This is a genomic window from Virgibacillus flavescens (genome assembly GCF_050574275.1).
Taxonomy (GTDB): domain Bacteria; phylum Bacillota; class Bacilli; order Bacillales; family Amphibacillaceae; genus Virgibacillus_F; species Virgibacillus_F flavescens.
The window spans coordinates 2,402,107-2,420,837 of record NZ_CP192260.1; the positions used below are offsets into that span (position 1 = coordinate 2,402,107).

Genomic DNA, 18,731 nt, shown 5'->3' on the forward strand with positions numbered 1-18,731 from the left:
GATTATGAAAGTAGGCACACGCATGTACATAGCTTTTAAAAATCAAGATTATCTACATTATATAATAAAGCAGACAAAAACACATAATCTAGATAATATTACCCGAACTCACGCCTATCAAACTTTCTACTTTCAGTTTCCAGAGATAAAATGGGCATTTTTAGCAAGTATAGTATCGAGAAATGCTGGCTGGAACATGACCGATCTCAACTTAAAGCCATTCCAAAAACTATTAGGTGAAAAAGAGAGAAAAAGGCTATTTATGACTTATGAGCGCGCTAATTGGCTGATTTTTTCAGATGCTTATCCTCAATTATTAACGTATAAACTTTCCTGTAAACTCAATAAACCGATGTTTCATTTATTTGATCAATTGTATATATCAAAATTTATGCAACGAGAATGGTTAATATTTTGGGAAGAACAGAACACGGAAAGGTTGATGTCTTCACTTATTATTAATGAACAAAACGTAATCCAACAACCAGTAGTGAAACAATCGTTTTTTCAATCACGTGTATTTAATGAATTGCCATATCGCTTGCAAAATTTCAGTTATATGAATGCAGTTATTTTACCTTCCGAATCCCTGCCACTTTATGGTGCTTTTGTACACAATTTCACAAACCTTTCCAGGAGAATAGCATTAGGGAAACATTTAGCAACTGCTGTTTTTAATAAGCAGAACTATTCAAATCTCGTTCAATTTACACGTAAAGAGAAACATACCGGCTCGAGAGGAGATTATGAAAAGTATTTTGATCTTCCATTTCCAATAAGTCCATCACTAAATCAAATTTATCCTTCAATCACGCATCAGGATAATATTCGAAACGACTGGTATAAATCGAGGGGTATTAAGAAAGATTGGATTGATCACAAGGAAGTTCATATAAAAACGAATGTCGCAAAAAAATTCTACAGGAAGAGAACGGCCTTGTTTTCTTATGTATACCTGAAGGAGTTCATGAGCAAAAATAATGTCTGATTTCTTCTTATAAATACTAATCGTCACTAGTTTTGTCGAACGTAAAGGTGCAGCAGGTTTAGTGGCGAATAGTATGTTGTATCAGTAAAAAAGGGAGGATAAGATATGGGTATCGCACGTAATGAAATTAATGTTTCCAGTGATGGCTTAGACCAAAAAGGAACAAATGATTCACTTCAGCATATTTATGATCAATTACAGATGATTGACCATGTGCTCGAATTAAGGGTTGACCGAGCTATACTCGACAGCTTTCAAAGCGCTAATCAAAATATGAACAACGCTATGATAGTTAAAAATCGATTACGTTCTACTATTAAATAATTTTTATTGCTTCTTACTATCTTCCTTTATCGTTTACCAGTTTGAATTCAATTTAGTTAATGATAAAATAGGAGACAGGGCAGGGAAGGTGCAATATTAAATGAAACTTAAAGAACAAACGATAAAATTGAAGAAACATTTACAGGAATTAAAAGATAACTATGAAAGAAATGATCCACCAGAGAACAAAAAAGATATAAATTTCTTCACAATGGTTAAAACCAACACAGCGCCAGTATATACCTTATTGGAACAGTGGGAATCAGATGCACTTGAGATTGTTAAACAAAGAAAAGTAAATGTGCATCCACATCAGATAACTTCTACCAGAGAAAACATGGAACTATTATTAATGCACAGTTACTATATTGATGCTAAACGAAAGCGTTATATGGAACTGAATCATTCTGTGCTGTTCATTTTTGACCAATTACTAAGGGAATTAGAGCTGACAGATGGTTAATGTTCTTTACAATGTGTAAGGAATCCTATATACTAATTTTCCACATTGTGTGATTGGGGGTAAGAGGAGCATGGATAAAGAAAAACTGATCGAAAAAGCAATTAAAATAAGAGCCAATGCATATGTTCCATACTCTAAATTCCCTGTAGGGGCCGCATTGCTTACGAAATCTGGCAAGGTTTATACAGGTTGTAATATTGAGAATGCAGCATACCCCGTTAGTTTGTGTGCTGAACGAGTTGCAATTTTTAAAGCGATTGCAGATGGTGAAACAGAATTTGCTGAACTTGCAGTTGCAGCTGATACAGAACGACCTGTTCCACCATGCGGTTCATGCAGACAGGTTATGAGTGAGTTTTTTAAACCAGATACTACTGTTTATCTGACAAATCTGCATAACCAACTAAAGGTTGTGACAATGGAAGAACTACTGCCTTTTTCATTTCAGCCAAATGATCTACCTAAGACGTAAAAGAAGCGGATATTACTAGCTTCTTTTTTTTATATTAGATTCCAGAACCATAGAATAAAAAAAAGGATGTCATGCTATCTATCACTATTAATGTTATACTTAGGTAGTAATTCATAATTTAGGAATGCAGACATATACTTAAAATTGACATTTCGAATATTGTTTGAAAAAATAAAAAAGACTTTGTAGAAGATATGAGGTGATTATCAAAATGAGTTTAAAAAGTATTAAGTTAAGTGGTAAAGATATTCTTGAAAAAGATTTTAAGACTGGTATGCGTGGATATAATCAAGAAGAAGTGGACGAGTTTTTGGATACAGTTATTCAGGACTATGATACTTTTCAACAGGAAATTGACCGTTTAAGACAAGAAAACGAAAGACTTAAAACACAATCAGATCAATCAAGAACTAGATCTACTACACCAAATCATCAAGTTAATTATGACGTTTTGAAACGTTTATCTAACCTTGAAAAAGCTGTTTTTGGTAAAAAATTTGCTGAAACAGAGTAAATCTGTTGTTTCAAAGAAGACTCTTTCATGTTATAATTAAGAGTAATTTAAATTAAATACTCATGTAATCGCTGCATATCATTATGAATATGTAGAGGAAAGTCCATGCTCGCACAAACTGTGACGTTTGTAGTGTTCGTGCTTGACGAAATCATAAGTCAAGGTAACCTATTAGGTTAACGGCAGGGGAAATTCCTACGTCTTTTGATATGGAATACGATCCTTGAAAGTGCCACAGTGACGTAGTTAGTCTGGAAACAGATTAAGTGGAACGAGGTAAACCCCACGAGTGAGCAACCCAAATATTGGTAGGGGCATCTTTGATTAGGTAAACGAACCGAAAAAAGGACAAGTTAATAACTTGTAGATAGATGATTACAACCAGCGTACAAGGCTGACCACCATTTGAGTACAACGGTACAGAACATGGCTTAATGAGTATTTAATGGTCTACATATAAAACCCTTTTAAAAGTTTCAACACTTTTAAAAGGGTTTTTCTAATCTGAATTACTTATTCTCAGGTAAAATTGTTGAATTTTTCTAATGTATCCAGTTTCTGTTTCAAATCCGGATATGATTTGTGGTAGACTATACGTAATTTAGTTTTAATCAGAAAGGAACGTAAATATGGCTCAACATGTAACATTAATTGCAACAGCAGCTATGGGATTAGAATCTGTAGTTGCCAACGAAGTTAAAGATTTAGGATATGAAGTACAAGTAGAGAATGGGAAAGTAATATTTGATGCACCAGTTTCAGCGATTCCAAGGTGTAATTTGTGGCTGAGAACTGGAGATCGGGTGAAATTGCTGGTAGGTGAGTTTGAAGCAAAATCATTTGATGAACTTTTCGAAGGAACGAAAGCTTTACCGTGGGAATCGTTTATTACAGAATATGGGCAATTCCCGGTAATAGGAAAATCAATTAAATCAAAATTATACAGTGTACCGGATTGCCAGGCAATTGTTAAAAAAGCAGTAGCAGAACGCTTGAAATTAAAATACGGATTAGCAACTAACATGCCCGAGACTGGCGCATTATACCGCATAGAAGTTGCTTTATTAAAAGATAAGGTCACGTTGACAATGGATACGTCAGGCAGTGGTCTTCATAAGCGTGGTTATCGCGTAGGGCAAGGAGAAGCACCATTAAAAGAAACAATGGCTGCGGCATTACTAAAATTAACAAACTGGAAGCCAGAATACCCTCTAATAGACCCTTTTTGTGGTTCCGGATCGCTTCCGATTGAAGCGGCATTGATTGGTCAAAATATTGCACCAGGATTTAATCGTGATTTTGCTTCACAGGACTGGGGTTTTGTTAAAGATAAGTATTGGGATGCAGCTTATGAAGAAGTTGAAGAAAAAGCCAATTATGATCAAAAACTGCAAATAATTGGTTCTGATATCGATCATAACATGATAAGCATATCTAAAGAAAATGCTCGTGAAGCAGGTCTAGGTGATCTAATCGAATGGAAGCAAATGCAAGTTAGAGATTTGAATATACGCAAAGAAAATGGATATATCGTTAGTAACCCTCCTTACGGTGAACGGATAGGGGATAAGGAAGAGATAGCGAAAATGCATAAAGATTTGGGTGCGATTCTAAAGGAACATCCGAGCTGGAGTGTCTATATTATTACAGCCTTTGAAGAATTCGAAAAAAACTATGGTCAAAAGGCAACAAAGAAAAGAAAGTTATTTAATGGATTTATACGCACAGATTATTACCAATACTTCGGAAAAAAAGTAGGAGGAAAATAAAATTGGACAATATTGCACTTGTTGAAAAGGATTTTCAAAACTTACTTGATGAACAAAACGCTTATAAAGAAACAATTATGTTAGCGCATTGGGATATGAGAACTAAAATTCCGAAAAAAGGCGTAGAACAACGCTCAGCTGTCGTTGGATTTTTATCTGAGAAACTGCATCAGCTTGAAACCTCTGAGAAAATGAAATACTTTATAGATGTTTTAAAGGACCATTCAAAAGATGAAATAATTAAGAAGACAGTTGCTGAATGTGAAGACAAGTATGAGCGAAATCGTAAAATTCCTTCTGATGAATACAAAGAATTTGTTATGCTTCAGTCTAAATCAGAGGCTATTTGGCAAGAAGCTAGAGAGAAAGATGATTTTTCTCTATTCCAGCCTTATTTAGAAAAACTAGTTGAATTTAACCAAAAGTTTGCAAACTACTGGGGATATGAAGATAATATCTATGATGCTCTGTTAGATAATTATGAACCAGGTGTAACTGTGAAAACGCTTGATAATGTCTTTCCAGAATTAAGAACTTCTTTAACAAATTTATTGAATCGAATTTCTGCAAGCCCTGTTCAGCCGGATCCATCAATACTTGAAGGACATTTCCCGAAAGATAATCAAAAAGCGTTCAGCTTAGCAATACTTGAAAAAATGGGATATGACTTCTCATCTGGTCGACTTGATGAGACGATTCACCCATTCGCCATTGCTTTGAACCAGAATGATGTGAGAGTGACAACCAAATATGATGAAACTGACTTTCGGACAGCTATATTTGGAACCATTCATGAGGGTGGACATGCTTTATACGAGCAAAATATTAGTAAGCGTCTTTCCAATACTCCACTTTCAGGTGGAACTTCTATGGGGATACACGAGTCTCAGTCATTATTTTGGGAGAACTTTGTAGGAAGAACGGAATCTTTCTGGAGCTCTCATTATGAGCTATTTAAATCTTTTGCTCCAGATAATTTCCAGTCTGTGCCTTTAGCTGATTTTTATCAGGCAGTCAACGAAGTGAAACCTTCACTTATTCGTATTGAAGCTGACGAGTTAACATATCCTTTACATATTATGATTCGATATGAACTGGAAAAGAGCCTGATAAATGGTGATATCAAAGTTGCTGATCTGCCTGAATTATGGAATGAAAAAATGCAGGAGTACCTAGGTGTGACCCCACCAACAGATCGTGAAGGTGTTTTACAGGATATCCATTGGTCTGGTGGAGACTTTGGTTATTTCCCTTCGTATGCACTGGGATACATGTACGCGGCACAATTTAATCACACATTGAAAAATGAAATGGATATAGATAAGCAGATTACTTCAGGAGATTTCACGCCAATCAAAGAATGGTTGACCACTAATATACATCAATACGGCAAATTGAAAAAACCGCTTGAAATAGTAGAAGATGTAACAAATGAGAAGCTGAATTCTGCATATCTGGTAAACTATCTTACCGATAAGTATTCAGGTATATATAAGTTGTAAGGGAAGACAGGGCTTTTTTGCCTTGTCTTTTTATTACGTATTATTTTATTCACTATCGAGCATCCTAAATGAAAGATAAGAGGTGATAGTATGTCATATATAGCTTCCGTTGGCCTTGGTATTCCAAGACATGAGTTACTGCAGAGTGAAGTCAAACAATTAATTAAGCATATTTTTCCTTACGATGAAAAACAATTGGAACGTCTAATGCCTGTTTATGATCATGCAAGAATTGATAAACGTCAGCTAGTTGTTAGTAAAGACTGGTTTAAAGAGGAACATACATTTAAAGAAAAGAATGATTTATATCAAAAATACGCGATAGAATATTCACTTGATGCCATTGACTCCTGTCTCTCTAACAAAACCCAATTAACAGAGGACGTTCCTTATGAAGCAGTAGATATGATTGCATTTGTATCAAGCACTGGAATTGCTACTCCTTCACTAGATGCGTACATTATTAATGAACGTCCTTTTCGATCAGACGTGGCACGTATGCCGTTGTGGGGATTAGGATGTGCGGGAGGCGCAACTGGGTTAGCAAGAGTTAATGATTGGATTACGGCCCATCCAGAGAAGACGGCACTCCTGATTTGTTGTGAGTTATGTAGTCTAACTTTCCAAAAAGATGATTCCTCAAAAAGTAATATTATCGGTACTGCTCTATTTGGTGACGGTGTTGGAGCAACCTTGCTCATTGGAGAAAAGTCTCCTTATCTTGCACATATTAAAAAAACAAGACCAAAAATTATGAATACAAGCTCCCACCTGGAAAGAAATACATTATCTGTCATGGGATGGGATGTTACCAATGATGGATTAGGCGTTATCTTCTCAAAAAGTATACCGGGACTTGTACATACTCTTTGGAAAAGTCATATTTATGACTTTATATCAAAAAATAAACTTTCGAAAGAAGATGTTCATTCATTTATTGCACATCCTGGCGGAAAAAAAGTGCTGGATGCAATGGAAGAGGTATTGCAGGTGACTGGGGAAAAGTTTCTTCATTCCCATAAGGTATTAAAAGAACATGGTAACATGTCATCGGCTACTGTGATCTACGTGCTAAATGAATGGATGAAAGAAGATGTTCCAGTTGGTGAGCATAGTATTTTGTCGGCACTCGGTCCTGGATTCAGCTCAGAATTGTTATTGCTGGAGTGGTACAGATGACGTTATGGATTTGGATTATAATTGCGTTTCTAGTTTGTCAGAGGGTAGCGGAATTAATTATCGCCCGAAAAAATGAAGCATGGATGCTGCTACAAGGTGGGGTTGAACGTGGGGGAAATCATTATAAATGGTTTGTCATCCTCCATATTCTCTTTTTTATAAGTATTATTACGGAAGTTTTGCTTTCTGACACTCGTTTGGAGGCTATTAATCCTTTCTTATTTGGAATATTCATACTCACTCAAATTGCTCGTGTCTGGTGTATAAGCAGTCTAGGAAAGTTTTGGAATACAAAGGTAATAATTTTACCTGGTTCTACTTTACGATCAAGCGGACCTTACCGCTTTGTAAAACATCCTAATTATCTTATTGTAGGAATAGAGTTATTTATTATTCCATTACTATTAGGTGCTCTCTACACAGCGATAATTTTTCCGTTCCTTCATATTTTTATCCTTTTGAAATGGCGTCTGCCAGTAGAAAATCAAGCTTTGAAAGATATAGAAACATTAAAAAAAGGGTAGCTGATCAGCTACCCTTCATATATTTTGCAATATACATAAATGGTGTATCAATTAATGCAACTATAAATTTAATTACATAGGTTGTTATAAATATTTCTATCCAGATATCAAGTGGATATTGACCATAGAATGCAATACTGCAGAATACTGCAGTATCCAGCAATTGACTAATCATGGTACTACCATTGTTACGTAACCAAAGATACTTTGTGGAAGGGAAAATTTTTCTGAATTTATCGTAAACCCATACATCAAAGTATTGACTTACAATGTAAGCAATCATACTACCAAGAGCGATTTGTGGAATTAAACCAAACAATGTTTCGAGAGCACCTTGCGCAAAGTCACTTTCAGCAGGTTCAAAAGCCATCGCCAGCTGCATAATAACAGTCATTGCAAGCAGAGTGGAGAAACCTAGCCACACTGCTTTTTTAGCATCTTTCTTACTATATTTTTCATTTATAATATCGGTAGCTAAGTAGGCAGAACCGTAAATAATATTACCTAAGGTTGCCGTCAAACCAAATAATTCAACAGTTTTTAAAACCTGAATATTAGCTATAACCGTAGCCATCCCGATCCAAACAAACAGTCCCATTTTACCAAATAGACGGTAAAATAACAGTAATAATGAAAAATTTACAAGTGCAAAAACTATCCATATTAATTCGTTGGACATATTAATATCCTCCTTAGTTTTGATAACGCGGGAGTTTACGAACCGCGGAAAATCAACAGAATTTATTATACGGATTACTATCAGGTAATGCAAGTATATAAAGTTTAGAAAAATTTTTCTTTTAAAAACGTCAGTAGTAAATTTTTATAGAGGGCAGTAACCAACTCTCCAGCATACATAAGATGGTGTTGCCTGCAGTTGTGGAATTAGCCTTCAATCTATTGTTGGAGGTGCGCAAAATATCTATCCTGTGAAATAACATTAGTTTATTATCTTAAATATACTCTAAAGCAGCCGTCCAGGATCGCTGCGGGCGGTGCTTTCCACGCACAAAAAAACCGACAGTCGAGTATGATTGTCGGTTTCATTTATACGAGTACTAATTTTTTGTGACATTAGCAGCTTGTGGTCCGCGCTCGCCTTCGATAATTTCAAATGATACAGATTGACCCTCTTCTAATGATTTGAATCCTTCTTCCTGAATTGCTGAGAAATGTACAAAAACATCATCACCATCTTCAACTTGGATAAATCCATAACCTTTTTCTGCATTAAACCATTTTACAGTCCCGTTTTCCATCTTATAAATCCTCCTAAAAACTTTCACGTAAAACGTGTTAATACAAAGCAGATAGATACGATATCGCTATGCTCCACATCTACTTTGCTTGAGTCCAATATAGCTTAATTTGATTATTCAGTCAAGAGCAAAAATCTATATTTAAATTGACTTCCTGGCATATTTTTTAATTTTTCATATAACTCTTTTTCAATTTAAGGTAAACTAGACATATGAAAAAAGGAAAGGGGTAATATTATTGAAGACGGACATTGAAATTGCACAAGGAGCATCACTTAAACCAATTAGAGAAATAGCAAATGACCTTGATTTGACTGAGGAAGACTGGGAACCATACGGTCATACGAAAGCTAAACTGTCAGATAACCTCTTGAAAAAGTTGGACAGTAAGCCAAATGGTAAAGTCATTTTAGTTACTTCAATTAATCCAACGCCTGCCGGTGAAGGGAAATCTACGGTAACTGTTGGACTGGGACAAGCACTGAATAAATTGAACCAAAAAGCAATAATCGCTTTACGTGAACCGTCACTTGGCCCAGTAATGGGAATGAAAGGTGGTGCGGCCGGAGGTGGTTATTCGCAGGTTTTGCCAATGGAAGATATAAACTTGCATTTCACTGGTGATCTTCATGCGATTACAAGTGCTAATAACGCGTTATCCGCAATCATAGATAATCATATCCATCGGGGGAATGAGTTAAATATTGATCCGAGAAGAATAGAGTGGAAACGCGTAATGGATATGAATGATCGTGTATTAAGACAAATTGTAGTAGGTCTTGGTGGTCCGCTTCGTGGTGTCCCTCGTGAAGATGGCTTCACGATTACAGTTGCTTCTGAAATAATGGCAATATTATGCTTATCCACCGATTTAGAAGATTTGAAAGAGCGTATTTCACGTATCGTAATCGGATATACATACGAGGAAGAGCCGGTTACCGTTAAAGATTTACAAGTGGAGGGTGCACTGACGTTACTTTTAAAAGATGCTATCAAACCAAATCTGGTTCAAACAACTGAAAATACTCCAGCTATCATCCACGGCGGTCCTTTTGCAAACATTGCCCACGGATGTAACAGTATCATGGCTACTAAAACTGCAGCTAAACTGGGCGAATACGTTGTAACCGAGGCAGGTTTCGGGGCAGACCTTGGAGCTGAGAAGTTTTTGAATATCAAGTCAAGAGCAGGGGAAATAGATACAGATGCAGTCGTTATTGTTGCAACAGTACGTGCCTTGAAAATGCATGGTGGAGTTGCCAAAGACAATTTGAAAACGGAAAATGTGGAAGCGCTAAAAAATGGAATGTCTAATTTAAAAAAACATATGGAAACCATCGAACAGTTCGGAATACCATATGTTATTGCAATCAACAAATTCCCTGCAGACACTCAAGCAGAAATAGATTTTATACAAACATGGTGTGAATCACATGGTGCTGAAGTTGCGTTAACAGAGGTATGGGAAAAAGGTGGAAAAGGCGGGATTGAACTCGCAGAAAAAATAATAGCAAAAGCTAAGTCTAACGAACGTGACTTCCAATACACGTATGATGTGAATGAATCCTTGGAAACTAAAATAAGAACAGTTACACAAAAAATTTATGGAGCTGCAGATATAGAATTATCCCAAAAAGCCAAGAAACAGTTAACCTTTTATGAAAGCCAAGGCTGGGGAAACCTTCCTATTTGCATGGCTAAAACCCAGTATTCTTTAAGTGACGATCCTAAATTACTAGGTCGTCCTGAAAACTTTACTGTTGCTATTCGTGAGCTTCACGCATCTATTGGTGCAGGATTTATTGTAGTTTTGACAGGTGAAATGATGACAATGCCGGGATTACCCAAAAAACCAGCTGCATATAATATGGACGTATTAGAAGACGGGAAAATTGTAGGTTTGTTTTAATGGATAATAAGACAATACAGCTCGATTCTATACGCGATTACATTTTTAACCTTTTTCAGGATGACGCAACTGGACACGATTTTTATCATATGGAACGCGTTGCACGTCTTGCAAAAACAATTGCCCGAAATGAAGCAGCTGACGCCTTTATTACTGAAGCAGCTGCATGGCTGCATGATGTAGGAGATAAGAAGTTATTTGTAAATCCGCAGCTGGCCCGAATAGAGATGGATGAATTCTTAGATGAAATCAATGTAACCAAACACGAAGTAAAAGCTATTCAGAGCGCAATGGAAAGTGTTTCATTTAGTAAAGGGTTAACCCCATCTACACTTGAAGGGAAAATTGTCCAGGATGCAGATCGGCTTGACGCAATTGGTGCAATCGGCATTGCTCGAGTTTTTGCTTATGGTGGTACCAAAGATCAGCATATTTATGATGGAACGAACCCGAATAATACATCTATCCAGCATTTTTATGACAAACTGATAAAGCTGAAAGGTATGATGCATACACAGACTGCAATAGATATGGCAAAAGAGCGACATCAGTTTATGGAAACGTATTTAGACCATTTCTTTCAGGAATGGAAAGGTGAGTCATAACTCTAAAACATGAGAGAGTCTGAAATAAAACCGTATTTTAACGCATCGTTGGCTGATATGAACTTTATAGTAAAATAAGCAAATAATCCGAACGCGCCAAATGGAACGTTCGGATTATGATTTATAAAAATATAACTTTTTCCATTTCTCTTTAACATTTATTTAACTCGCTTTGCACCAAGGTAACGTTCTTGCCAATAACGATAACTCATATCCGTGACCTCTACACCATTCGTGCCAGCATGAATAAAGCTGTTATTTCCAATATAAATACCCATATGTGAAGGTCCTGGTTTATACGTTTCGTAGAAAACCAAGTCACCAACCGAAGGCTTACCAACTGAGGAAGCAAAGTTCCACATATCATTAACTGAGCGTGGGACAGTAACGTTTTGAGTTGCAAACACGTATTGGATAAATCCGCTGCAGTCAAAACCTTTTACCGATTGGCCACCCCAAACATATGGAGTACCTATTAATGAACGTGCAACACTTACTGTTCCTCCATTTGACGATTGTACAACGTCTACCTTTTTAACTTTTTCTTTTTTTTTCACTTTAACTTCTATAGGATTGGATTCTTCTTTTTTAGATTCATTTATCTTAATATCATTGTTTTCGCTACTATCATGTTCGACAGATGTGTGCAGAGTCTGAACATGAGTTTCTGTGACTTCTTCCGTTAGATCAATCTTATGTCGTTCTTCAGCAGTCTTAATTGCCCTAGCGGTTAATGGACCATAGCTGTTGTCAATCTTCCCTTTGTAATATCCAAAATAATAGAGGGCTTTTTGTACAATTCCTACGTCATCATTCTTCATACCAGGTGAAATGGAGTCTGTAACGTTGACCAATTGATTAATATATTTACTGCGCTCAGCTCTAATAATGATGTGTAATGTTTTCCTGTTAGCCTGACCCGTAACAGTTATTCCGTGATCTTTTTGAAACTTTTTAATAGCATGTTCTGTCAAAATGTTAAAATCTCCATCAATTTCGTCGTCGAAATAGGATAATTTATTTAACTTATGTTGTAATATTCGAATTGATTCCCCGTGCTCACCGTAGTTTAAATACTCCTCCTCAAGCAGTGCTTTACTTTGAATAAAAGGATACGCATTAACAAAGACAGTGAACGGTTGACTTAATACACAGCTGTACAGGAAAGATTGTTTTGCTACATGTTTAACAGTAGTATTCAGCACAAAACTATCCCCTTTCTAAACAGGACTCTTCTAACAGGGTTATGTCAAAATTACTTCCTATATGACGTATTGAGGTTACGTTTATGTTACAATAAATGCATTAAATTGTTAGGAATATCTTAATATACGGATACGGAGGCGAACATAATGCAAAATGGTGAACAAGCATATTTGGATATGTGCAAGCACGTTCTTGTCAACGGAAACAAAAAGGGAGATCGCACAAATACGGGGACCCTATCCGTTTTCGGACACCAAATCCGATTTGATTTAAGTCGTGGATTTCCATTACTAACAACAAAGAAAGTACCGTTTCGCCTTGTTGCAAGTGAGCTTTTGTGGTTTATAAATGGTGATACGAATATACGTTTTCTATTAAAGCATAATAATAATATATGGAATGAATGGGCGTTTAAAAAATGGGTGGAAAGCGAAGAATACAATGGTCCGGACATGACTGATTTTGGTAATAAAAGTCAATCAGATGAATCTTTTAATCAGCAATATCAAGAACAAATGAATATTTTTAAAAAAAATATTTTGCAGGATGATGATTTCGCTGAGAAATTCGGAGATTTAGGATCGGTTTACGGAAAACAATGGCGTGAATGGAAGACAACCCAGAACAATACAATTGATCAACTAAAAGAAGTAATTACATCGATTCGGGAAAATCCAGATTCCAGGCGGCATATTGTGTCTGCATGGAATCCTGAAGATGTTCCAAATATGGCACTCCCTCCATGTCATACAATGTTTCAATTTTATGTAGCAGATGGCAAACTATCCTGCCAATTATATCAAAGAAGCGCAGATATATTTCTTGGTGTTCCATTCAATATAGCGAGTTATGCTTTATTGACACATTTAATAGCACACGAATGTAATCTTGAAGTTGGGGAGTTCGTTCATACATTTGGTGATGCTCATATTTACAGGAATCATATTGATCAAGTAACAACACAGTTAGGAAGAGATATAAAAGAATTACCAGAATTAATCTTAAATACAGAGAAATCCAGTATCTTTGACTTTGATATGAGTGACTTTGAAATGAAAAACTATTCTCCACACCCAGCTATCAAAGCACCGATCGCTGTTTAGTGTGCATGAGAGGAGAGAATTTATAATGTTATCGTTTGTAGTCGCAATAGATCGTAATCGTGTAATGGGTTTAAACAATGACTTGCCTTGGCGCCTACCCAAGGATTTAAGGTTTTTTAAAGAAAAAACAACTGGTCATACGATGATCATGGGGCGGAAAACCTACGATTCGCTAGGTGGTCCATTACCTAATCGGAAAAGTGTTGTATTAACAAGTCAAAACCCATCCTATCCAAAAGAAGTAGAAGTAATACATGACATTGATACTATAAAAAGCTGGAATGAAAAAAATCCTGAGGAAGAATTTATGGTTATCGGAGGGGCAAAAGTGTTTGAACAAGTATTACCTTTTGTAGATCGAATGTATATTACATGGATTGACGAGTCATTTATTGGTGATACATATTTTCCTTCGTTTTCTGAAGAGGACTTTTATTTAACCAGTAAGGAAAAAGGCGAAAAGAACGAAAATAATCCTTACGATTATTATTTCCTTCAATATGATCGGAAAGTATAACGTGAAATGTTGCAGCGTTATACTTGCTGGTGGATTGTCAACTCGCATGGGAACAAACAAAGCACTTCTTCCTTTAAAAAATAAATTAGTTATAGGACATATTACAGAAGAGATGAAACTATTAAGCAGTAAAACAGTTATTATTTCAAATGACCCTGGCCCTTATTGTTTCCTCGGTTTACCTGTTATCCAGGATAATTATCTCGACCAAGGACCACTGGCGGGTTTAGAAGCTGCTTTGAAACGGATAGAAGTGGATTATTTCCTTGTAAGTGCATGTGATACGCCGTTTATAAGCAAAAACGTCTATCAGCTTCTTTACAGTCACTTAAAAGAAGCTGATGCAGTAGTACCAATTTATCAGAAGAAAATACATCCACTTTCAGGGATTTACCATAAACGGATTCATTCAGCTATCCAGCATCAATTAGACGCCGGACATCGAAAAATAAAGACGTTATTTGAAAACATAAACGTTAGATACGTAGAAAATTTTCATGGTATTTCGGATAAAGAATTAGAAAAACATTTCTTTAACATGAACGATAAATCACAATATCAGCAGGCAAAACTATTATAGGTTGTTTCAAAGATATCAACCGTGTTAAACTTAAAGCGAAATGCGGATTGTAATTATGAACATTGTGTGTATTTTTAACGATCTAATGTAAAGTAGACTAGGTTTAGCATTATAATGAAACTATCTAGTAAAAGAAGGTGAACGATATGTTATCAAGTATTGGAGTACCAGGTTTAATATTAATATTAATTGTTGCATTGGTTGTTTTCGGACCTAAGAAACTACCTGAGATAGGAAAAGCTGCTGGCCAAACGCTGCGCGAATTTAAAAATTCCGCTCGAGATTTAACCGGGGATGCTGGAGACGAAATAAAAGAAGCAAAAGCAATTGTAGAAGGAAAAGAAAGCAAATAATACCTTTCGGAGTGATTAATCATGTTAAGTAATATAGGAATTCCAGGATTAATTATTATCCTTGTTATAGCATTAATTATCTTTGGACCATCTAAATTACCAGAAATCGGAAAATCATTTGGCAGTTCCTTAAAGGAATTTAAGAATGCAACAAAAGACATTATGTCTGATGATGATCCTGAAAAAAAAGATAAAAATGATAAAACATCAAACTAATAACTAATGTTGGAGGTGTAGGGGGACAAGCCTTACATCTTCTTTTGCGCTGTATAGGGATAACGCCCTTAATAGCTAGCGCCAGGAGAGTGAAATAATGTCTGAAGAAAAACAAAATCTACTTGAGAAAGAAATGAATTTCACAGGTCATTTGTCTGAACTTAGAAACAGAATTATTGTAACAGCTATCTTTTTTATAGGATTTTTTATACTCGGCTTTATTTATGTTAAGGATATCTATTATTTCTTTAAGAGTGACGTGGATTTTTCCTTAATTGTCACAGGACCGGGTGATATCATCTGGATTTATTTTATGATGGCAGGTCTTGTTGCTGTCGCAGGAACTATTCCAGTTCTATGCTTACAGGTATGGCTATTTATAAAACCAGGACTTACATCTAATGAACGTAAAGCATCTTTGGCATATATACCTGCAGTTTTTATTCTTTTTTTAGTGGGATTAACATTTGGTTACATACTCTTTATCAAATTAATCTTACCATTCCTACTTTCCTTAAACGATGGAATGTTTGATCAGCTGTTTACAGTGGATAAATATTTCAAATTTCTATTAAGGGTCACCGTTCCATTTGCAATATTGTTTGAAATACCGGTTGTGGCAATGTTTCTTACTAGTCTTGGAATAATTACACCTGATTTTTTGAAAAAGATTAGGAAGTACGCTTACTTTGTTCTCGTGATAATTGGAGCTATTGTGACTCCACCGGATTTTGTTCTGCAAATAGTGGTAGCAATACCATTGATTATCTTATATGAAATCAGTATTTATTTTGCACAGATAGTTTATAATAAACGACTTAAAAAGCATCAGGAATTTATGGATGAGTAAGTGAGGTGCATTGAATGCGTTCGTTTTATCATTTTATTTTAACTTACAGAGGAAAGAAGATGCCCACCGATGAAAGTCGATTAGCTGACTTTGCATTTTATGATGCTAGTTTTCCGAAACATTCAACGGACTATGATGAAATCAGTAATTATTTAGAATGGAATAGTCCATTTACAAATGCATTGCGAGTGTTTGATGAAATGTGGGACGTGTATGTAATAAGAGAAAAATAAACATGCTCTGGTATCCAATACCAGGGCATGTTTATTATAGGTAACTCAACTTTTACCGAATAAATAAGTTAGTGCTTCCTGTAATAGTTGAATAAGCACGCAATCATTTATTGTAGTTTACGCAAAATCTCTAAACTGCGAATTAACAGCAACGAGATTCCCGCTGATGGCGATCCTACTTGTGCCACAAGCAGGTGGCCACTGAAAAAGTTGTGTGTGGCACGAAATAGGTAGATCTATTTTCGAATCTTCGAATATACTTCACTTTCCGCGGGCACGGCTTCAGCTTCCTTGCCCCAGCAAGGGGTATGCCAACGTTGTCCGCAAAGGACGGGTTTAGTTGGCCCTCATTTATAAACCGCTTTCCTGTGGGATCTTCAGCTCGCGCTGTTCCCACAGGATAAGGAAAGCTTACCTGAAAAGGCATCGCAAGAAGAAAAAGTGTTTTTCTTTTTCGAGAAGTCATCGTATATTCGAAGATGTTAAGTTAAGGTAAGAAATTAAATTTTTAAGATCAATCTCTTTTTCAGTGACATTTGTCGCACTCCAGTATCTCATCGATGACTTCCATCGTCACAGATTTATTAAACGCACTTTTGATATCTATGTCTATTTCAACATCCATTAGCTTAACCAGTCCTGGTGAGCGGAGGGCGGTGACTCCTTCGGGAACAGCACGAGTCTGAAGACCCCGCTCTCGAGGAGACTGAAGCCGCGCCCGAGGAAAGCATCCGCCCGGAGCGACCCTGGACGGCAGCTTCAGAATCTCTACTTGATAATAAAGCCAAATTTAAATCGAGTTACGTCGCAGTTTCCTTCTTCTACGACAAAGTAACTAACAACATGTTTTAGTAATACATATATTTGTAATTCGTGTGAAGTAATATATTCTAAATGCTGCAAGAACGGTCTTTATCGCATTAATTAACAATTTTCTGTCTGCGAAAATGGCTTAAGTAAGAAAATATTTCTAGGATACGTGATAAAATAAAAGAAGCTTGGGGGGTCTATTCATGAAAATATTACATACTGCCGATTGGCATTTAGGGAAAATTGTAAATAGCGTCCATATGACAGAAGAACAAGACTATATTTTGAATGAAATAATAGAGATAACAAAAACTGAAAAACCTGACGCAATAATTGTTGCGGGTGATTTGTATGACCGGGCAGTACCACCAAGAGAAGCTGTTGAACTACTTAATAGAATACTAACTACGTTAATTGTCGAGCTGCAAATACCAGTTTTAGCAATTGCAGGTAATCATGACAGTCCGGACAGGTTAGACTTCGGTTCTCAATTGTTTCGTTCACAGCAATTATATATAAAGTCAAAGCTTGATATAGATATGACCCCTGTGATTATTAACGATGAATACGGTCCTGTTCATTTTCATTTAATCCCATATTTGGAACCGGCAGAGGTAAGGGAATTATTTGAGGACGATACCATTAATTCTCACCATACAGCAATGGAAGCAATTATAAATAAAATAAACGAATCAATTGATAAAACGCAACGTCACATTTTTGTAGGGCATGCTTTTATTGCTGGCGGCATGGAAACGGAATCAGAAGAAAGATTATCCATGATCGGCGGAAGCCCTTATGTTAATGTCAGCTTATTTAACGATTTTAATTATGTAGCTTTAGGACATTTGCATCAGGCTCAACAAATAAAAAGTGAAGTTATCAGATATAGTGGCTCTATCTTAAAATACTCGTTTTCAGAAGCAACACATAAGAAAACAATTACAATGGTTGAATTGAACAGTGATGGATCGTGCAGCACCTCTTATGTGCCATTAAGGCCGAGACGTGACATGAAGGTTGTAGAAGGTTATTTTGATGACTTATTAAATGAACCTATTGAAAATAATGAAGATTACATGCATGTAAGCTTGCTCGATAATGGTCAAATAATTGATCCAATGAATAAACTCCGTAAGGTTTATCCAAATATTTTGAGGCTGGAACGCAAATCAATGACATCAACAAAAAGCTTGAACGATCTTCAAAAAATAAGACAACAGCAAACTAAATCGCATACTGAACTATTCGCTCAGTTTTATAAGGAAATAAAAGGTGAAACAATACCAGAAACAAGTATGAAACATGTAGAAAAAGTAGTTAACCAACTCGTCTCTGATGAAAGGGGGGAATAG

General features: G+C 36.1%; 22 protein-coding genes and 1 other RNA gene. 20 read left to right on the forward strand and 3 right to left on the reverse strand.

The annotated features are described in order from the left end of the window. Positions 1-22: 22 nt before the first annotated feature. The 10 genes from VBD025_RS11610 to VBD025_RS11655 all read left to right on the forward strand — a co-directional run bounded on the left by VBD025_RS11610 (position 23) and on the right by VBD025_RS11655 (position 7,735). Positions 23-988, forward strand: a complete 966-nt coding sequence (locus VBD025_RS11610) for a DUF2515 family protein (RefSeq protein WP_430785612.1) — start codon at positions 23-25, stop codon at positions 986-988. A gap of 105 nt (positions 989-1,093) precedes the next feature. Further along, positions 1,094-1,312, forward strand: a complete 219-nt coding sequence (locus VBD025_RS11615) for a hypothetical protein (RefSeq protein ID WP_430785614.1) — start codon at positions 1,094-1,096, stop codon at positions 1,310-1,312. A gap of 100 nt (positions 1,313-1,412) precedes the next feature. Beyond that, a complete protein-coding gene (locus VBD025_RS11620; RefSeq protein WP_430785616.1) occupies positions 1,413-1,775 on the forward strand; it encodes a DUF1798 family protein in 363 nt (120 codons plus the stop codon). 70 nt (positions 1,776-1,845) lie between these two features. Further along, the gene (locus VBD025_RS11625) at positions 1,846-2,247 is read left to right on the forward strand and encodes a cytidine deaminase (protein ID WP_430785618.1); all 402 of its coding nucleotides are present in this window, start codon (positions 1,846-1,848) and stop codon (positions 2,245-2,247) included. 211 nt (positions 2,248-2,458) lie between these two features. Then, positions 2,459-2,761: a cell division regulator GpsB gene (gpsB, locus tag VBD025_RS11630; protein WP_430785620.1), complete on the forward strand. Its 303-nt coding sequence runs from the start codon at positions 2,459-2,461 to the stop codon at positions 2,759-2,761. Between the two features lie 56 nt (positions 2,762-2,817). Next, an RNA gene (gene rnpB / locus VBD025_RS11635) (RNase P RNA component class B) lies at positions 2,818-3,200 on the forward strand. 190 nt (positions 3,201-3,390) lie between these two features. Beyond that, the gene (locus VBD025_RS11640) at positions 3,391-4,530 is read left to right on the forward strand and encodes a THUMP domain-containing class I SAM-dependent RNA methyltransferase (RefSeq protein WP_430785622.1); all 1,140 of its coding nucleotides are present in this window, start codon (positions 3,391-3,393) and stop codon (positions 4,528-4,530) included. Positions 4,531-4,541: 11 nt separating this feature from the next. Beyond that, complete coding sequence (locus VBD025_RS11645; protein ID WP_430791378.1) at positions 4,542-6,032, forward strand: carboxypeptidase M32; 1,491 nt, start codon at positions 4,542-4,544, stop codon at positions 6,030-6,032. A gap of 90 nt (positions 6,033-6,122) precedes the next feature. Beyond that, positions 6,123-7,211, forward strand: a complete 1,089-nt coding sequence (locus VBD025_RS11650; RefSeq protein ID WP_430785624.1) for a type III polyketide synthase — start codon at positions 6,123-6,125, stop codon at positions 7,209-7,211. Then, entirely contained in the window at positions 7,208-7,735 is a 528-nt protein-coding gene (locus VBD025_RS11655; RefSeq protein WP_430785626.1) for an isoprenylcysteine carboxyl methyltransferase family protein, read from the forward strand. Before VBD025_RS11650 ends, VBD025_RS11655 begins: the two co-directional genes overlap by 4 nt. Positions 7,736-7,739: 4 nt before the next feature. Here the strand turns inward: VBD025_RS11655 and VBD025_RS11660 are convergent, their stop codons facing one another. Beyond that, positions 7,740-8,414 (reverse strand): queuosine precursor transporter, encoded by a 675-nt coding sequence (locus tag VBD025_RS11660; protein WP_430785628.1) that lies wholly within the window; start codon positions 8,412-8,414, stop codon positions 7,740-7,742. A gap of 379 nt (positions 8,415-8,793) precedes the next feature. Further along, complete coding sequence (locus VBD025_RS11665) at positions 8,794-8,994, reverse strand: cold-shock protein (RefSeq protein ID WP_430785630.1); 201 nt, start codon at positions 8,992-8,994, stop codon at positions 8,794-8,796. A gap of 238 nt (positions 8,995-9,232) precedes the next feature. On the opposite strand from VBD025_RS11665, the gene VBD025_RS11670 reads away from it, so the two are divergent. Further along, positions 9,233-10,903, forward strand: a complete 1,671-nt coding sequence (locus VBD025_RS11670; protein WP_430785632.1) for a formate--tetrahydrofolate ligase — start codon at positions 9,233-9,235, stop codon at positions 10,901-10,903. After that, entirely contained in the window at positions 10,903-11,508 is a 606-nt protein-coding gene (locus VBD025_RS11675; RefSeq protein WP_430785634.1) for an HD domain-containing protein, read from the forward strand. Before VBD025_RS11670 ends, VBD025_RS11675 begins: the two co-directional genes overlap by 1 nt. Positions 11,509-11,666: 158 nt before the next feature. Here VBD025_RS11675 and VBD025_RS11680 read toward each other — a convergent pair whose 3' ends face one another. After that, positions 11,667-12,713: an NlpC/P60 family protein gene (locus VBD025_RS11680; RefSeq protein ID WP_430785636.1), complete on the reverse strand. Its 1,047-nt coding sequence runs from the start codon at positions 12,711-12,713 to the stop codon at positions 11,667-11,669. Between the two features lie 147 nt (positions 12,714-12,860). Between VBD025_RS11680 and VBD025_RS11685 the strand changes: the two genes are divergently transcribed. The 8 genes from VBD025_RS11685 (at position 12,861) to VBD025_RS11720 (ending at position 18,731) form a co-directional block, all read left to right on the forward strand. Further along, positions 12,861-13,817 (forward strand): thymidylate synthase, encoded by a 957-nt coding sequence (locus VBD025_RS11685; protein WP_430785638.1) that lies wholly within the window; start codon positions 12,861-12,863, stop codon positions 13,815-13,817. Positions 13,818-13,842: 25 nt separating this feature from the next. After that, a complete protein-coding gene (locus VBD025_RS11690; RefSeq protein WP_430785640.1) occupies positions 13,843-14,334 on the forward strand; it encodes a dihydrofolate reductase in 492 nt (163 codons plus the stop codon). Next, positions 14,318-14,914 carry a molybdenum cofactor guanylyltransferase gene (gene mobA, locus VBD025_RS11695; protein WP_430785642.1) on the forward strand — a complete coding sequence of 199 codons (597 nt, stop codon included), beginning with the start codon at positions 14,318-14,320 and terminating at the stop codon, positions 14,912-14,914. Before VBD025_RS11690 ends, mobA begins: the two co-directional genes overlap by 17 nt. A gap of 146 nt (positions 14,915-15,060) precedes the next feature. Next, a complete protein-coding gene (locus VBD025_RS11700) occupies positions 15,061-15,267 on the forward strand; it encodes a twin-arginine translocase TatA/TatE family subunit (protein WP_430785644.1) in 207 nt (68 codons plus the stop codon). Between the two features lie 21 nt (positions 15,268-15,288). Then, the gene (tatA, locus tag VBD025_RS11705) at positions 15,289-15,483 is read left to right on the forward strand and encodes a twin-arginine translocase TatA/TatE family subunit (protein ID WP_430785646.1); all 195 of its coding nucleotides are present in this window, start codon (positions 15,289-15,291) and stop codon (positions 15,481-15,483) included. Between the two features lie 97 nt (positions 15,484-15,580). Further along, entirely contained in the window at positions 15,581-16,333 is a 753-nt protein-coding gene (gene tatC / locus VBD025_RS11710; RefSeq protein WP_430785648.1) for a twin-arginine translocase subunit TatC, read from the forward strand. A 14-nt stretch (positions 16,334-16,347) separates the two neighbouring features. After that, a complete protein-coding gene (locus tag VBD025_RS11715; RefSeq protein WP_430785650.1) occupies positions 16,348-16,566 on the forward strand; it encodes a YozE family protein in 219 nt (72 codons plus the stop codon). A gap of 1,013 nt (positions 16,567-17,579) precedes the next feature. Beyond that, positions 17,580-18,731, forward strand: a complete 1,152-nt coding sequence (locus tag VBD025_RS11720; RefSeq protein ID WP_430785652.1) for an exonuclease SbcCD subunit D — start codon at positions 17,580-17,582, stop codon at positions 18,729-18,731.

Excerpts from the sequence above, each read along its gene's own strand:
- VBD025_RS11610 (WP_430785612.1), top strand. The coding sequence starts at position 23 with ATGTACATAGCTTTTAAAAATCAAGATTATCTACATTATATAATAAAG.
- VBD025_RS11615 (WP_430785614.1), top strand. The coding sequence starts at position 1,094 with ATGGGTATCGCACGTAATGAAATTAATGTTTCCAGTGATGGCTTAGAC.
- VBD025_RS11620 (WP_430785616.1), top strand. The coding sequence starts at position 1,413 with ATGAAACTTAAAGAACAAACGATAAAATTGAAGAAACATTTACAGGAA.
- VBD025_RS11625 (WP_430785618.1), top strand. The coding sequence starts at position 1,846 with ATGGATAAAGAAAAACTGATCGAAAAAGCAATTAAAATAAGAGCCAAT.
- gpsB (WP_430785620.1), top strand. The coding sequence starts at position 2,459 with ATGAGTTTAAAAAGTATTAAGTTAAGTGGTAAAGATATTCTTGAAAAA.
- VBD025_RS11640 (WP_430785622.1), top strand. The coding sequence starts at position 3,391 with ATGGCTCAACATGTAACATTAATTGCAACAGCAGCTATGGGATTAGAA.
- VBD025_RS11650 (WP_430785624.1), top strand. The coding sequence starts at position 6,123 with ATGTCATATATAGCTTCCGTTGGCCTTGGTATTCCAAGACATGAGTTA.
- VBD025_RS11655 (WP_430785626.1), top strand. The coding sequence starts at position 7,208 with ATGACGTTATGGATTTGGATTATAATTGCGTTTCTAGTTTGTCAGAGG.
- VBD025_RS11660 (WP_430785628.1), bottom strand. The coding sequence starts at position 8,414 with ATGTCCAACGAATTAATATGGATAGTTTTTGCACTTGTAAATTTTTCA.
- VBD025_RS11665 (WP_430785630.1), bottom strand. The coding sequence starts at position 8,994 with ATGGAAAACGGGACTGTAAAATGGTTTAATGCAGAAAAAGGTTATGGA.
- VBD025_RS11675 (WP_430785634.1), top strand. The coding sequence starts at position 10,903 with ATGGATAATAAGACAATACAGCTCGATTCTATACGCGATTACATTTTT.
- VBD025_RS11685 (WP_430785638.1), top strand. The coding sequence starts at position 12,861 with ATGCAAAATGGTGAACAAGCATATTTGGATATGTGCAAGCACGTTCTT.
- VBD025_RS11690 (WP_430785640.1), top strand. The coding sequence starts at position 13,843 with ATGTTATCGTTTGTAGTCGCAATAGATCGTAATCGTGTAATGGGTTTA.
- mobA (WP_430785642.1), top strand. The coding sequence starts at position 14,318 with ATGATCGGAAAGTATAACGTGAAATGTTGCAGCGTTATACTTGCTGGT.
- VBD025_RS11700 (WP_430785644.1), top strand. The coding sequence starts at position 15,061 with ATGTTATCAAGTATTGGAGTACCAGGTTTAATATTAATATTAATTGTT.
- tatA (WP_430785646.1), top strand. The coding sequence starts at position 15,289 with ATGTTAAGTAATATAGGAATTCCAGGATTAATTATTATCCTTGTTATA.
- tatC (WP_430785648.1), top strand. The coding sequence starts at position 15,581 with ATGTCTGAAGAAAAACAAAATCTACTTGAGAAAGAAATGAATTTCACA.
- VBD025_RS11715 (WP_430785650.1), top strand. The coding sequence starts at position 16,348 with ATGCGTTCGTTTTATCATTTTATTTTAACTTACAGAGGAAAGAAGATG.
- VBD025_RS11720 (WP_430785652.1), top strand. The coding sequence starts at position 17,580 with ATGAAAATATTACATACTGCCGATTGGCATTTAGGGAAAATTGTAAAT.